Origin of the sequence: Mesorhizobium cantuariense (assembly GCF_042647205.1) — a bacterium.
In the GTDB taxonomy this organism is placed as follows: Bacteria; Pseudomonadota; Alphaproteobacteria; order Rhizobiales; family Rhizobiaceae; genus Mesorhizobium; species Mesorhizobium cantuariense.
This window is the reverse complement of sequence record NZ_JBHRVD010000001.1, coordinates 7,130,266-7,144,649: the sequence shown is the minus strand read 5'-3', so window position 1 is coordinate 7,144,649 and position 14,384 is coordinate 7,130,266. Positions and strand designations below refer to the sequence as shown.

Genomic DNA, 14,384 nt, shown 5'->3' with positions numbered 1-14,384 from the left:
CTACAGGCCCAGCTCTGCCCGGAGCTGGTCGGCGCTGTTGATGACGACAGCGCCGGGCGGTCCTTCCATCGGCTTTTCCGGCCAGAAGATCGTCTTCATGCCCGCCGCCAGCCCCGCCATCGCGCCCGGCCAGCTGTCGTCGATGGCTACCGCCTGCGCGGGATCGACATCGGCCAGATACGCGGCGCGCAGGAACGGCTCGGCATGCGGCTTGCCTTCGCGCACGTCGTTGCGGCTGATCGTCTTCATGCCGGGGTAAGTCAAACCGACCATGCTCAGATTGGCGTCGACGATCATCCGGTCCGAATTCGAGACCACGGCTTGCGCCACGCCCCTTTCGCGCAGCTCGTTGAAGATCTCGATCGCGCCGGGGCGCGGCTTCAAGCCTTCGACCAGCGGCAGATAGTGCTCGTATTTGCGCACGATCCAGTCGTCGAACGGCAGATCCAGGCCGAACTCGTCGCGCATCATCTCGTAAACCGGCCAGGCCGCGACGCCGAGCACGCGCTCATGCAGGTCATCAGGTGGCACGAGGCCGACATTGCGCATCGCCGCCATCAGGGCGGCCTCGTGCAGCGGTTCGCTGTCGACCAGCGTGCCGTCCATATCCCAGAAAACCGCTTTCGGTGTCATGCAGCGCTCCTTTTTGCGATCCCTTAAAGGGTTTGCGCCAGGAGATAAACCTTCGGGACCGCAGAACGTGCCGCCTGTCGGACCGCAACCGCGCTTCTTTCCCTGCCACAGACATCGTGGGAGAAGAAAACCCTGGAGGTGCGTGCGTCGATGGGTGGCAAGCAATTGCCCTGGAGATTGACAATTGCGCAGCGCGCCGTTCCCTGCGAAAGTGGGCGTGGGCCGCTCTCATGACCGGCGGTCTCGGGAGGCAGAACGTGAATACCCGGCAAGATGGTGGCAGCAACAGGCTGGACGACGCGGCGCGCGCCGGCTGGCTTTATTATGTTGCCGGCAACACACAGGACCAGATCGCTTCCACGCTCGGCATTTCGCGGCAGACGGCGCAGCGGCTGGTGTCGCTGGCGGTGTCCGAGGGTTTGATCAAGGTTCGCGTCGACCATCCGATCGCCAACTGCCTTGATCTGGCGGGGCGGCTGAAATCGCGCTTCGCGCTCGATCTGGTCGAGGTGGTGCCGAGCGATCCGAATTCATCCTCGACCACGATCGGCATCGCCGAGGCGGCGGCCGCCGAGATTGAGCGGCGGTTGCGCTCGCCGACCCCGATCGTCATGGCCATCGGCACCGGGCGGACGCTGAAGGCGGCGATCGAGCAGTTGCCGCCGATGGAATGCCCGCAGCACAAGGTGGTGTCGTTGACCGGCAACATCTCGCCGGACGGCTCGGCCGCCTTCTACAACGTCATCTTCACCATGGCCGACAGGGTGAAGGCGCGATCTTTCCCGATGCCGCTACCGGTCATTGCCTCTTCGCCGGAGGAGCGCGAGATGCTGCTCAACCAGCCGATGATCCAGCCGACGCTGGCGCTTGCCGCCGAGGCCGACGTCACCTTCATCGGCATCGGCGATCTCGGCCCCAAGGCCCCGCTCTATGAGGACGGCTTCATTTCGGAAAGCGAATTGAAGGCGTTGCAGAAGGCCGGCGGCATCGCCGAGATCGTCGGCTGGGTGTTCGATCGCGAAGGCCGCATGATCGAGGGCATCACCAACGACCGGGTGTCGTCGGCTTCACTGCCGTCGCGCGAAAAATCGCTGGTCATCGCACTGGCCATGGGCGAACGAAAGCTGCCGGGCATCCTGGCGGCTGCCAACCGCCGGCTGATCAACGGCCTCATCACCGATGAGCGGACCGCCGCCGCCCTGCTGGCCAGCATCTGACCGGTCGCCTTTGTCTGTGGGGCATGGCAGCTTAGCAACCGATTTGCGATAAAGTCAGCCAGGCTATTTGCCTCGCCCGAAAGGGTCGTTGCCATCGAGGAAGCCGAGGTCGCGTTGCAGATGCGGCGACAGATCCCGGATGTCGAGATGCGCCCGCTTTTTTATCGCGAACCAGCCAAATCCGTCCGTGAGCCACGAAATCCAGCGATGATCCGGAGCGGGAGTGCATTTTTGCTGCGCCATGGTCATGATCGTCAACCTTCGCTATCCTGAACCCAAATGACGGGTTGACCAGGAATGTCGGTGTTGCCGGCCGCCTTTGCCAATCGAACGTCGATCATGACCCATAAGGAGGCCTTATGCCGGACCTCAGCTCGCGACAGGTTTCGCAGCTCCCGCCGCTGCAGGCGATCCGGGTGTTCGACGCGGTGGCGCGGCATCTTTCCTTCACCAAGGCCGCCGAGGAGCTCGGCATGACACAGGCGGCGGTCAGCTATCAGATCAAGGTGCTGGAAGAGCGCGTCGGCTCACCACTGTTCCTGCGCCGGCCGCGACAGATCACACTGACCGAGGCCGGACAGTGTCTGGCGCCCGGTGTCGGCGAAGCTTTCGCCATTCTCGGCCAGGCCTATGCTGCGGCGCGCGCCGGGGCCGACGGGCTGCTGTGCGTCACCACCGTGCTGACCTTTGCCTCGAACTGGCTGGCGCACCGGCTGGGCTCGTTCCAGATCGCTCATCCCGCACTTGCCGTGCGGCTCGAGACGTCGAGCCGCCTGACAGACTTTGCCCGCGAGGATACCGATATCGCCATCCGCTCGGGCGGCGGCAAATGGCCGGGCCTGGAGGCGCACAAGCTGCTCGATGCCGATTTCACGCCGATGCTGAGCCCCAAGCTCGCGGCAAGCATCGGCGGCGTCAACGAACCGGCCGACCTCTTGCGGCTGCCGATCCTCGATCCTGGCGACATCTGGTGGACGGAATGGTTCTCGGCGGCCGGCGTGCACTCGCATGATCTTGCCAAACGACCCGGCAGCAGCATGGGCGCGCAGGCCTATGAGGCCAATGCGGCAATCGCCGGCCATGGCGTCGCGATCCTGACCAGGGCGTTGTTCAAGGCGGAGCTCGCCGACGGCCGCCTGATCCAGCCTTTCGAGCTGGTCGGCGACGACGGCCACGCTTATTGGCTGGTCTATCCCCAGGCGCGCCGCAACGTGCCGAAAATCCGCGCCTTCCGCGACTGGCTGCTGGCCGAGATCGCCTGCTGACGGCAAAGCCCTCGGGCACCGCACCAAATCCCGCAAACCCTTTCGCTATCGTCACCTGATGTCCGGGCGACGGGCGGGCTCACCTTGGCAATCTACGTGTTCCAGGTCGACCGGCCTCGCCGAGTGCTGCGCTGCAGCATCGAATCCGACTTGACATAATTAACGCCAAGTGAGTAATTGCCCAAAGCCAAGGCAAATGCTCATCTTGGTTCAAGGGAGGAATTTGATGAAACTTCGCACGCTCACCCTGGGCTTGTTGTCGGCCAGCGCGCTTGCGTTCGCCGCACACGCCGAATCCATCACCATCGCCACTGTCAACAATGGCGACATGGTCCGCATGCAAAAGCTGACGGAAGACTTCACCAAGGCGAACCCCGACATCCAACTCAACTGGGTTACGCTTGAGGAAAACGTGCTGCGCGAGCGCGTCACCACCGACATCGCCACCAAGGGCGGCCAGTATGACGTGATGACCATCGGCACCTATGAAGTTCCGATCTGGGCCAAGCAGAACTGGCTCTTGCCGCTCGACAAGCTTGGCGACGACTACGACGCCAAGGACATCATCCCGGCCATCGCCGGCGGCCTTTCGGTCGACGGCAAACTCTATGCAGCGCCCTTCTACGGCGAAAGCTCCTTCGTCATGTACCGCAAGGACCTGATGGACAAGGCCGGGCTGAAGATGCCCGACGCGCCGACCTGGGACTTCATCAAGCAGGCCGCCGACAAGATGACCGACCGCGCCAATGGCGTGAACGGTGTGTGCCTGCGCGGCAAGGCCGGCTGGGGCGAGAACATGGCCTTCCTGACCGCCATGTCGAACTCCTTCGGCGCCCGCTGGTTCGACGAGAACTGGAAGCCGCAGTTCGACCAGCCGGAATGGAAGAACACGCTGCAGTTCTATGTCGACCTGATGAAGGCCGACGGCCCCGAGGGCGCGTCCTCCAACGGCTTCAACGAAAACCTGGCACTGTTCCAGCAGGGCAAATGCGGCATGTGGATCGACGCCACCGTCGCCGCGTCTTTCGTCTCCGATCCCAAGGCATCGCAGGTCGCCGATAAGGTTGGATATGCGCTGGCACCCGACAATGGCCTGGGCAAGCGCGGCAACTGGCTGTGGGCATGGTCGCTGGCGATCCCCGCCGGCACGCAGAAGGCTGATGCCGCCGAGAAGTTCGTCTCCTGGGCGACCAGCAAGCACTATGCCGAACTGGTTGCTTCGAAGGAAGGCTGGGCCAACGTTCCTCCGGGCACGCGCTCCTCGCTCTACGCCAATGCCGAATACCAGAAGGCGGCTCCGTTCGCCAAGATGACGCTGGACTCCATCAACGCCGCCGATCCGACGCATCCGACCGTCAAGCCGGTGCCTTATGTCGGCGTCCAGTTCGTCGCCATCCCTGAATTCCAGGGTCTTGGCACCACCGTCGGCCAGCTCTTCTCGGCGGCACTTGCCGGCCAGTCGAGCGTCGACGATGCCTTGAAGCAGGCCCAGGACGCTGCCACCGCGGCAATGACCGAAGGCGGATACATCAAGTAAGGCTCCTCCCGGTGCCGAATGCCGGTCGCCTCCTTGACCGGCAACGGCCGCCCGAGTTCCCAGTTCGGGCGGCCGCCTTTAACGCCTTTTGAAAATTCAGTCTGACCAGTGAAGGGTGACCGTCATGGCTACTCAGCAGACCCGTTCGCTTGCCCGTTTCATGATGGCGCCATCCGTGGTGCTGCTGTTCGTCTGGATGATTGTGCCGTTGGTCATCACCATCTGGTTCTCCTTCCAGCAGTACAATCCGCTCAATCCGATCCGCGACGGCTTCGTCGGCTTCTCGAATTACGCGCTGTTCTATTCCAACCCGGCCTTCCTGCAGTCGATTCTCAACACGCTCACTTTGGTGGTCAGCGTGCTTTTGATCACGGTGATCGGCGGCATCCTGCTGGCGCTTTTGATCGACCAGCCGATGTGGGGCCAGGGCATAGTCCGCATTCTCGTCATTTCGCCGTTCTTCGTCATGCCGCCGGTGGCCGCATTGGTCTGGAAGAACATGATCATGCACCCGCAATATGGAGTGTTCGCCGATATAGCGCGCTTCTTCGGGGTCCAGCCGATCGACTGGTTCGGGCAGCATCCGATGCTGGCGATCATCATTATCGTCGCCTGGCAGTGGCTGCCTTTCGCCACACTGATCCTTTTGACCGCATTGCAGTCGCTCGATGGCGAGCAGAAGGAAGCCGCCGAGATGGACGGCGCCGGCTTCATCAGCCGCTTCATCTATCTGACGCTGCCGCACATGTCGCGCGCCATCACCGTCGTCATCCTGATCCAGACGATCTTCCTTTTGTCGGTCTATGCCGAGATCCTCGTCACCACCAATGGCGGCCCGGGATACGCCTCCACCAACCTGCCCTTCCTCGTCTACCAGAAGGCGTTGCTGGAGTTCAAAATCGGCCAGGCATCCGCCGGCGGTGTGATCGCCGTCATTCTCGCCAACATCGTTGCCTTCTTCGCCATGCGCGCCGTCGGCAAGAACCTGGACAAGTAAGGGAGGATACGATGGCACGCTCAGTCACCACCCAGCACAAGACGATCGCGACAGTTGCCGCCTGGATCGTCGCCCTGCTCATCTTCTTCCCGATCCTCTATACGATCATCACCTCGTTCAAGTCGGAGCAGGAAGCCATCCAGGGTTTCAGCATCATCCCGTCGGGGACATTTGAGAGCTATGCCGAGGTTCAGGCGCAGAGTGGCTACTTCAAGTTCTTCTTCAACTCGGTGCTGCTCTCGGTCGGCTCGACCATCCTGGCCCTGCTGGTCGCCATACCGGCAGCATGGTCGATGGCGTTTGCGCCGACCAAGCGAACCAAGGACATATTGATGTGGATGCTGTCCACCAAGATGATGCCCGCGGTTGCCGTGCTGTTCCCGATCTACCTGATCTTCCGCGATACCGGACTGCTCGACAGCCGCATCGGCCTGATGATCATGCTGATGCTGATCAACCTGCCGATCGTGGTGTGGATGCTCTACACTTATTTCCGCGAAATACCGGGCGAGATCCTGGAAGCGGCGCGCATGGACGGCGCCTCGCTGTGGAACGAGATCGTCTATGTGCTGACGCCGATGGCGGTGCCGGGCATCGCCTCGACGATGCTGCTCAACATCATCCTGGCCTGGAACGAGGCATTCTGGACAATCCGGCTGACGACCACGGAAGCCGCACCCTTGACTGCCTTCATCAGCTCGTTCTCCAGCCCGCAAGGCCTGTTCTGGGCCAAGCTTTCGGCCGCCTCGACGCTGGCCATAGCGCCGATCCTGATCATGGGCTGGTTCAGCCAGAAGCAGCTGGTGCGCGGCCTGACATTTGGTGCGGTGAAGTAACGGAATTTGCCCGAAGCAATCGGCAGAAATAACCCCTCGGGAAGGAAACCATGGGAAACATCACGCTCAAGAACGTCTCCAAATCCTTCGGAGCGACGTCCATCATCCCCGGTCTCGACCTGGTGATCGAGAATGGCGAGTTCGTCGTCTTCGTCGGCCCGTCCGGTTGCGGCAAGTCGACATTGCTGCGGCTGATCGCCGGGCTTGAGGACACCAGCGGCGGCACCATCAACATCGACGGCCGCGACGTCACCGGCGAGGCGCCGGCCAAGCGCAAGTTGGCCATGGTGTTCCAGTCCTATGCGCTCTATCCGCACATGACGGTGGGAAAGAACATCGCCTTCCCGCTGAAGATGGCGGGCGAGGACCAGGCCACCATCGACAGGAAGGTGAAGGACGCGGCGCGCATCCTCAATCTCACCAACTATCTCGAACGCAAGCCCGGCCAGCTCTCGGGCGGCCAGCGCCAGCGCGTCGCCATCGGTCGCGCCATCGTGCGCCAGCCCTCTGCCTTCCTGTTCGACGAACCACTGTCCAACCTCGATGCGGCACTTCGCGGCACCATGCGGCTGGAGATCAGCGAGCTGCATCATCAGCTTAAGACGACCATGGTCTACGTCACCCACGATCAGGTCGAAGCCATGACCATGGCCGACAAGATCGTCGTGCTGAACGCCGGCAACATCGAGCAGGTCGGCTCGCCGATGGAGCTCTACAAGACGCCGAAAAACCTGTTCGTCGCCGGCTTCATCGGCTCGCCGAAGATGAACCTGATCGAAGGCGCGCCGGCTGCCAAATACAGCGCCAAGACCATCGGCATCCGCCCTGAGCATCTGGAGATATCGACCACGGCGGGCGACTGGAAGGCCACCGTCGGCGTCGCCGAGCATCTCGGTTCCGACACCTTCCTGCATGTCCAGGCCGATGGCGTCGGCCCGCTGACGGTGCGCGCCGACGGCGAACTCGCCGTCCATCACGGCGACACCATCTATCTGACGCCCGACAAGGCCAAGCTGCATCGCTTCGGCGACGACGGAAAGGCAATGTGAGCATGCGACTGGCCGGCAAATCCGCGCTGATCACGGGTTCGGCCCGTGGCATCGGCAGAGCCTTCGCCGAAGCCTATGCCGGCGAAGGCGCCATCGTCGCCATCGCCGACATCAATCTCGAGGCCGCGCAGAAAACGGCCGCCGAGATTGGCGGCAAGGCCTATGCGGTCAAGCTCGACGTCACCGACCTCGCCTCGATCGAGGCAGCGGTGAAAGCCGTCGAGACGAAGACCGGCGGCCTCGATATCCTGATCAACAACGCCGCTTTGTTCGACCTGGCACCTATCGTCGAGATAACCAAGGCAAGCTACGACAAATTGTTTTCCGTCAATGTCGCCGGCACGCTGTTCATGCTGCAGGCTGCCGCCCGCTCGATGATCGCGCGCGGCAAGGGCGGCCGGATCATCAACATGGCAAGCCAGGCCGGGCGGCGCGGCGAGGCTCTGGTCGGCGTCTATTGCGCCACCAAGGCCGCCGTCATCTCGCTGACCCAGTCGGCGGGGCTCGACCTGATCAAGCACCGTATCAACGTCAACGCGATTGCCCCTGGTGTCGTCGATGGCGAGCACTGGGATCACGTCGATGCGCTGTTCGCAAAATATGAAAACCGGCCGAAGGGCGAGAAGAAGAGACTGGTTGGCGAGGCGGTGCCGTTTGGCCGCATGGGCACGGCGCAGGACCTTACCGGCATGGCGGTTTTTCTCGCCAGCAGCGACGCCGAATACATCGTCGCCCAGACCTACAATGTCGACGGCGGCCAGTGGATGAGTTGAGGGCGGGGGACGGCCTCTGCTCCTCGTCCCTCCGCGGGGAGCAGAGGCCGACATCAGAGGCCGTATCGACCTCAAGAAATGCCCCCTTATCCTCTCCGCGTGAAGACGGGAGAGGGAGTAACGAAGGCCGAAGCCCGGCCAAAGGGTAAAACAGATGACCGTGAAACTCTCGTCCTCAAACCTCTCCAGGCTGCCCGCGGAGGTCGCCGGTCCGAAGTATGACCGCTCGACGCTGAAGGCCGGGATCGTGCATTTCGGCGTCGGCAATTTCCACCGCTCGCATCAGGCCGTTTATCTCGACGATTTGTTCAATGCGGGCATCGGCCATGACTGGGCGCTGGTCGGTGCCGGCGTGTTCGACGGCGAGAAGATCGGCCGCGCCAAGCTGGACGAGCAGGACTGGCTGACCACCGTGGTCGAACAGGATAGCGGCCATATGAGCGCCCGCGTAACCGGCGCCATGATCGACTTCCTGATGCCCGGCGATGCTGCCGGCATCATCGAACGGCTTGCCGACCCGGCGATCAAGATCGTTTCGCTGACCATCACCGAAGGCGGCTACTTCATCGACCCGGCCTCCGGTGTCTTCAACCCGACCCACCCCGACATCGTCGCCGACGCCCAACCGGGCGCCACGCCGAAGACGGTGTTCGGCATCATTCTCGCCGGGCTGGTGCGGCGTCGCGACGAGGGCACCGTGCCGTTCACGGTCATGTCGTGCGACAACATTCCCCACAATGGCCATGTCACTTCCGACGGCGTCATTGGGCTGGCCCGTCTGATCGACGAGGATCTGGCGACCTGGGTTAGCGAGCATGTCGCCTTCCCGAACGGCATGGTCGATCGCATCACGCCGGCCACCACCGACCGCGAGCGCGGCATCCTGGCCAAGGATTTCGGGCTGGAGGACAACTGGCCGGTGTTCTGCGAGCCGTTCCGGCAATGGGTGCTGGAAGACCATTTCACCGATGGCCGGCCGCCGCTGGAAAAGGTCGGGGTGCAGTTCGTGAAGGATGTTGCGCCCTACGAATTGATGAAGATCCGCATCCTCAACGGCGGCCACGCGACGATTGCCTATCCGGCCGGCCTGATGGACATCCATTTCGTCCATGAGGCGATGCAGGAGCCGCTGGTGAGCGGGTTTCTGGCCAAGCTCGAACGGGAAGAAATCATCCCGACCGTGCCGCCGGTGCCGGACACGGTTCTGGAAGACTATTACCAGCTCATCGAGAGCCGTTTTTCCAATCCCAAGATCGGCGACACGGTGCGCCGGCTCTGCCTCGACGGCTCCAACCGCCAGCCGAAATTCATCATCCCGACCATCGCCGACCGGCTGAAGGCAGGGAAAAGCGTCGCCGGCCTGGCGCTGGAATCGGCGCTCTGGTGCCGCTATTGCTTCGGCACGACGGACAGCAGCGCCGTCATCGAACCCAACGACCCGAGCTGGGATCGGCTGCAAGCGACGGCACAAGCGGCAAAGGATGCGCCCGCCGCCTGGCTTGCCATGGAGGACATCTATGGCGATGTCGGCCGAGCGACGGCGTTTGTCGAGGCCTTCGCCCATGCGCTCAACGTGCTGTGGGCGAATGGCACGCGCGCCACGCTGACGCGCTACCTCGCCGGCAAGCTCTGAGACCCACGCAACGCCATGACGCCTGAACTGGTCATCTTCGACTGCGATGGCGTGCTGGTCGACAGCGAGGCGCTCTCCGTCTCGGCGCTGCTCGGCATGATCAAGCTTGCCGGCGGCAGCATTGGCGAGGATGCCGCCTACGAGCATTTCCTCGGCAAGAGCATGAAAAGCGTGCGCGAGATTCTCGGCCGCGAGTTCGGGCTTGAGATCACCGACAGCCACCTGACCGAGATGCGGGTCGAGCTGATGCGCAGGTTTCGCGAAGAGCTGAAGCCAATTCCAGGCGTCAAGGAGATGCTGCCTAAGCTCGGGCTGCCGTTCTGTGTCGCCTCCTCGGGCACGCTCGACCGCATCCGTTACGCGCTCGACGTCACCGGATTGCTTGGGCTGATGGAGCCGCATCTGTTCAGCGCCGCCATGGTGCCGCGTGGCAAGCCGGCGCCCGACCTGTTCCTGCATGCCGCCGCCAGCATGCGAGCCAATCCGCGCAAATGCCTCGTCGTCGAGGACAGCCCGGCCGGTATCGCTGCCGCGCGGGCGGCGGGCATGCGGGTGTTCGCCTTCACCGGCGGCGCGCATGCCGGCAACCCGACCTTGAAAGCGCGGCTTGCGTCGAGTGAACCGGACTTTATATTCGCTGACATGCTGCAATTGCCCGATCTGATTGCAGGCCTGGGAGCGAGAGTTAGAACATCTTGACGAAACAGTTCGTTTGCGCGGTCGATGTCGGCACCGGGAGCGCTCGCGCGGGCATTCTCGACACCAGTGGCACCTTGCTCGGCCGCGCCGAGCAACCGATTGCCATGAACCGGCCGAGGCCCGATCACGCCGAGCATGATTCGCGCGATATCTGGTCGGCTGTCTGCACCGCCGTGCGCACCGCGCGCGAAAAGGCCGGTGTCGAGCCTGAGGATATCTTCGGCATCTCCTTCGACGCCACTTGTTCGCTGGTGGTGCGCGACCGGCAAGGCGGCCAGCTCAGCGTCTCGGTTACCGGCGACAGGCGCTGGGACACCATCGTCTGGCTCGACCACCGCGCCATTGCCGAGGCCGACGAATGCACGGCGAGTGGCCACGCCGTGCTCAATTATGTCGGCGGCGTCATGTCACCGGAAATGGTGACGCCGAAGCTGATGTGGTTGAAGCGCAACCTGCCCAAGACCTGGAATGAAGCCGGCTACCTATTCGACCTGACCGATTTCCTGGCATGGCAAGCGACCGGTTCGCTGGCCCGCTCGCAATGCACGCTGACGGCCAAATGGACCTATCTGGCGCATGAAGAAACAGGTTGGCGGCACGATTTCTTCGAGCTCGTCGGCCTTAGCGATCTTTTCGAGCACGGCAGCCTGCCCGAGAGGGCCAGTCCGATCGGCACCGATATTGGTCAGCTGACGGCGCAAGCGGCGGCAGAGCTTGGCCTGAGCGAAAAATGCCGGGTCGGCGCCGGCGTTATCGATGCCTATGCCGGCGCGCTTGGCGTTCTCGGCGGCTTTGCCGGCGACGAACAGAATATCGGCCGCCACCTGGCGCTGATCGCCGGCACGTCGAGCTGCGTCATGGCGATGTCGCCCGATCCGCAGCCCTTCGCCGGCGTCTGGGGGCCGTATTACGGCGCGGCACTGCCAAAGCTGTGGCTGTCGGAAGGCGGCCAGTCGGCCACCGGCGCCTTGCTCGACCACATCATCCGCTGGCACGGCGCCGGCGGCGAGCCGGATGCCGCCATGCATGCGAAGATCGCCAGGCGTGTCGCCGAACTGCGCGCCACCGAGGGTGAGAACCTTGCCGCGCGGCTGCATGTGCTGCCGGATTTCCACGGCAACCGTTCGCCGCTCGCCGATCCGCATGCCGTGGGTGTGGTCAGCGGGCTGACGCTGGACTCCTCCTTCGACAGCCTGTGCAAGCTCTATTGGCGCACCGCCGTCGGCATCGCGCTCGGCGTGCGCCACGTGCTGGAGGCGCTGAACGAGAACGGCTACCTGATCGATACGCTGCATGTCACCGGCGGCCACACCAAGAACCCTCTGCTGATGGAGCTCTATGCCGACGCCACCGGCTGCACGGTGATCGAGCCGCTGGCCGACGAGGCGGTGCTGCTCGGCACCGGCATGATAGCCGCTACCGCCGCCGGGCTGTTTCCGGACCTCAACGCGGCCTGTCTTGCCATGCAGCAAGGCGGCAGGACGCGCGCCTCGAACCCGAAGTCATCAGGGCGTTTCGACCGTGATTACAGGGTTTTCCTGGAGATGCACCGGCAGCGGCAGATGCTGGACGCCATAAGGTAGCGGAAGCGAGCTACTGCCTCAGCAGGGACACACCCGACGTCGCATCGAACAAATGAAGGCTCGTTTCGTCAACCGTATAACGCACATGGGTGTTGACGACGGGGCATTCGCGGGTGGGCACCAGCGCGCTGATTTCCTTGCCGCCGGAACCGAAAATCACCAGCGCGTCGTTGCCATGAAACTCGATGAGATCGGCCGTGCCCTCCAGAACGCTCTGGCCAGCATCAGCGCCAGCGGTCTTCAGATCCGGAGGCCTGATCCCAAGCACCGCACGATCGACGTGTTGAAGATTGAAGCGCGAGCCTTCGATCGAAAAGACCGCGCCGGCACTGGTCAGGGTCCAGCGGTTTTCCTTGCGGCCCACGGCCACGTCGATGAAATTCATGTTCGGCGTCCCGATGAACCCGGCGACGAACAGATTGCCCGGCCGCTCGTAGATTTCCGCCGGCGAGCCTATCTGCTCGATCCTGCCGTCGCGCAGCAGCACGATGCGGTCGGCGAGCGTCATCGCCTCCAGCTGGTCGTGGGTGACATAGACGGTGGTGGTCTTCAACGATTGGTGCAGCCGGGCGATCTCGATGCGCATGTGGTTGCGCAGCTTGGCATCCAGGTTGGACAAGGGTTCGTCGAACAGGAAGACCTTCGGCGTCTTGATCATGGCGCGGGCAATGGCGACGCGCTGCTGCTGGCCGCCCGACAGTTCGGCAGGCTTGCGGCCGAGATATGGATCGAGACCCAGCGTCTTCGAGACCGCCTCGACGCGCTTTTGTATCTCGGGCTTCGGCACCTTCTGCCGCTTCAGGCCGAAGGCGATGTTGTCGAAGATCGTCATATGCGGATAGAGCGCGTAGTTCTGGAACACCATGGCAATGCCGCGGTCGCCCGGATCGAGATCGTTGACCACCTTGCCGCCGATCGAGACCTCGCCGCCGCTGATGTCCTCCAGCCCCGCCAGCATGCGCAGCAAGGTCGACTTGCCGCAACCCGAAGGGCCGAGGAAGACGACGAATTCGTGCTCCTCGATGGCGAGGTTCAGGTCGCGGATGACGGTCGTGGCGCCATAGGATTTTTCGACATGGGAGCAGGTGATCGCGGACATGGTTCGGTCAGCCCTTCTCGCTCGAAATCAGGATCTGCAGCTTGACGTCTTCCGGCTTTCCCGCGGCGGCCCGCTCGAACGCCTCGATGCTGTCGTCGAAGGCGTAGGTGCCGGTGATCAGCGGGTTGAGGTCGACCTTGCCGGAGGCGATCAGTTGCAGGGCGCGGTCGAAGATGTTGGCGTAGCGGAACACCGTCTCGATGCGCACTTCCTTCGATATGGCCGCCGGCACGTTGAGCGCCACCGGTTCGACCGGCAAGCCGACAAGGACCACCGCGCCACCAGGGCGAACGACATCGAACAGGTTGGCGAATGCCTTCGGGCTGCCGCTGGCCTCGAAGACGATATCGGCCCCCCACTTGTTGGTCGCCTCCGCCACCGCATCGACCAGCGACTGCTCGCCGATGTTGACCGGGACGATGCCGGGATAGCGCGCCGCGATTTCGAGCTTGGGGGCGGAGAAATCGGAGATGAGTACTTTTGAGCAGCCGCCGGCAAGGGCTGCCAGCGCGATCATGATGCCGATCGGGCCGCAGCCGACGACGACCGCCACGTCGCCCGGAACGATGCGCGCACGGGCCGCCGCCTGCATGCCGATGGCAAAGGGTTCGACCATCGCCCCTTCGGCGAAGGAGACATTGTCCGGCAGCCTGTAGGTGAATGCCGCCGGATGGACGGCTTGCGGCGCAAGAATGCCATGCACCGGCGGCGTCGCCCAGAAGCTTACATCGGGGTCGACATTGTAGATGCCGAGTTTTGTTGCCCGCGATGACAGGTTCGGCACGCCCGGCTCCATGCAGACGCGATCCCCAACCTTCAGCGTCCTGACATTGGCGCCGGTTTCGACGATCGTTCCCGACGCTTCGTGGCCAAGCACCATCGGCGCGCGCACGACGTAACTGCCGATGGCGCCATGGGTGTAATAGTGCACGTCGCTGCCGCAGACACCGACCGTGTGGATGGCGATCCTGACGTCGTCCGGCCCGACGTCGAGCGGCAACGCAATCTCGCGCAGGGCCAGCTCGCCCTTTTTCTCAAGAACCAAAGCCCGCATCGTGTCGTC

At 63.3% G+C, this 14,384-nt stretch carries 14 protein-coding genes; 10 read left to right on the top strand and 4 right to left on the bottom strand.

All coding sequences use genetic code 11. The annotated features are described in order from the left end of the window. Nucleotides 1-633, bottom strand: a complete 633-nt coding sequence (locus tag ACFOJ9_RS34945; RefSeq protein WP_378986139.1) for an HAD family hydrolase — start codon at nt 631-633, stop codon at nt 1-3. Nucleotides 634-890: 257 nt separating this feature from the next. On the opposite strand from ACFOJ9_RS34945, the gene ACFOJ9_RS34940 reads away from it, so the two are divergent. After that, nucleotides 891-1,850, top strand: a complete 960-nt coding sequence (locus ACFOJ9_RS34940; RefSeq protein WP_378986137.1) for a sugar-binding transcriptional regulator — start codon at nt 891-893, stop codon at nt 1,848-1,850. A gap of 63 nt (nt 1,851-1,913) precedes the next feature. Here ACFOJ9_RS34940 and ACFOJ9_RS34935 read toward each other — a convergent pair whose 3' ends face one another. Then, nucleotides 1,914-2,099: a hypothetical protein gene (locus ACFOJ9_RS34935; protein ID WP_378988253.1), complete on the bottom strand. Its 186-nt coding sequence runs from the start codon at nt 2,097-2,099 to the stop codon at nt 1,914-1,916. A gap of 110 nt (nt 2,100-2,209) precedes the next feature. Here ACFOJ9_RS34935 and gcvA point away from each other — a divergent pair, with 110 nt between their 5' ends. The 9 genes from gcvA (at nt 2,210) to ACFOJ9_RS34890 (ending at nt 12,222) form a co-directional block, all read left to right on the top strand. Next, a complete protein-coding gene (gcvA, locus tag ACFOJ9_RS34930) occupies nt 2,210-3,115 on the top strand; it encodes a transcriptional regulator GcvA (protein ID WP_378986135.1) in 906 nt (301 codons plus the stop codon). A gap of 226 nt (nt 3,116-3,341) precedes the next feature. Beyond that, the gene (locus ACFOJ9_RS34925) at nt 3,342-4,652 is read left to right on the top strand and encodes an ABC transporter substrate-binding protein (RefSeq protein WP_378986133.1); all 1,311 of its coding nucleotides are present in this window, start codon (nt 3,342-3,344) and stop codon (nt 4,650-4,652) included. Between the two features lie 124 nt (nt 4,653-4,776). Next, entirely contained in the window at nt 4,777-5,649 is an 873-nt protein-coding gene (locus tag ACFOJ9_RS34920) for a carbohydrate ABC transporter permease (RefSeq protein WP_352776184.1), read from the top strand. Between the two features lie 11 nt (nt 5,650-5,660). Then, on the top strand, nt 5,661-6,485 hold the full coding sequence (locus ACFOJ9_RS34915; protein WP_378986131.1) for a carbohydrate ABC transporter permease: 825 nt from the start codon (nt 5,661-5,663) through the stop codon (nt 6,483-6,485). Between the two features lie 50 nt (nt 6,486-6,535). Beyond that, nucleotides 6,536-7,534, top strand: a complete 999-nt coding sequence (locus ACFOJ9_RS34910; RefSeq protein WP_378986129.1) for an ABC transporter ATP-binding protein — start codon at nt 6,536-6,538, stop codon at nt 7,532-7,534. 2 nt (nt 7,535-7,536) lie between these two features. Beyond that, complete coding sequence (locus ACFOJ9_RS34905) at nt 7,537-8,307, top strand: L-iditol 2-dehydrogenase (RefSeq protein ID WP_378988250.1); 771 nt, start codon at nt 7,537-7,539, stop codon at nt 8,305-8,307. Between the two features lie 154 nt (nt 8,308-8,461). Continuing rightward, on the top strand, nt 8,462-9,940 hold the full coding sequence (locus tag ACFOJ9_RS34900) for a mannitol dehydrogenase family protein (protein WP_378986127.1): 1,479 nt from the start codon (nt 8,462-8,464) through the stop codon (nt 9,938-9,940). A gap of 15 nt (nt 9,941-9,955) precedes the next feature. Beyond that, nucleotides 9,956-10,639, top strand: coding sequence for an HAD family hydrolase (locus tag ACFOJ9_RS34895; protein WP_378986125.1), 684 nt, complete (start codon nt 9,956-9,958; stop codon nt 10,637-10,639). After that, nucleotides 10,636-12,222: an FGGY-family carbohydrate kinase gene (locus tag ACFOJ9_RS34890; protein WP_378986123.1), complete on the top strand. Its 1,587-nt coding sequence runs from the start codon at nt 10,636-10,638 to the stop codon at nt 12,220-12,222. The genes ACFOJ9_RS34895 and ACFOJ9_RS34890 overlap by 4 nt, the downstream gene beginning before the upstream one ends. A 10-nt stretch (nt 12,223-12,232) precedes the next feature. Here the strand turns inward: ACFOJ9_RS34890 and ACFOJ9_RS34885 are convergent, their stop codons facing one another. Together ACFOJ9_RS34885 and ACFOJ9_RS34880 are read right to left on the bottom strand one after the other, a co-directional pair. Beyond that, entirely contained in the window at nt 12,233-13,321 is a 1,089-nt protein-coding gene (locus ACFOJ9_RS34885) for an ABC transporter ATP-binding protein (protein WP_378986121.1), read from the bottom strand. Nucleotides 13,322-13,328: 7 nt separating this feature from the next. Continuing rightward, a complete protein-coding gene (locus ACFOJ9_RS34880) occupies nt 13,329-14,375 on the bottom strand; it encodes an NAD(P)-dependent alcohol dehydrogenase (RefSeq protein ID WP_378986119.1) in 1,047 nt (348 codons plus the stop codon). Nucleotides 14,376-14,384: the final 9 nt, after the last annotated feature.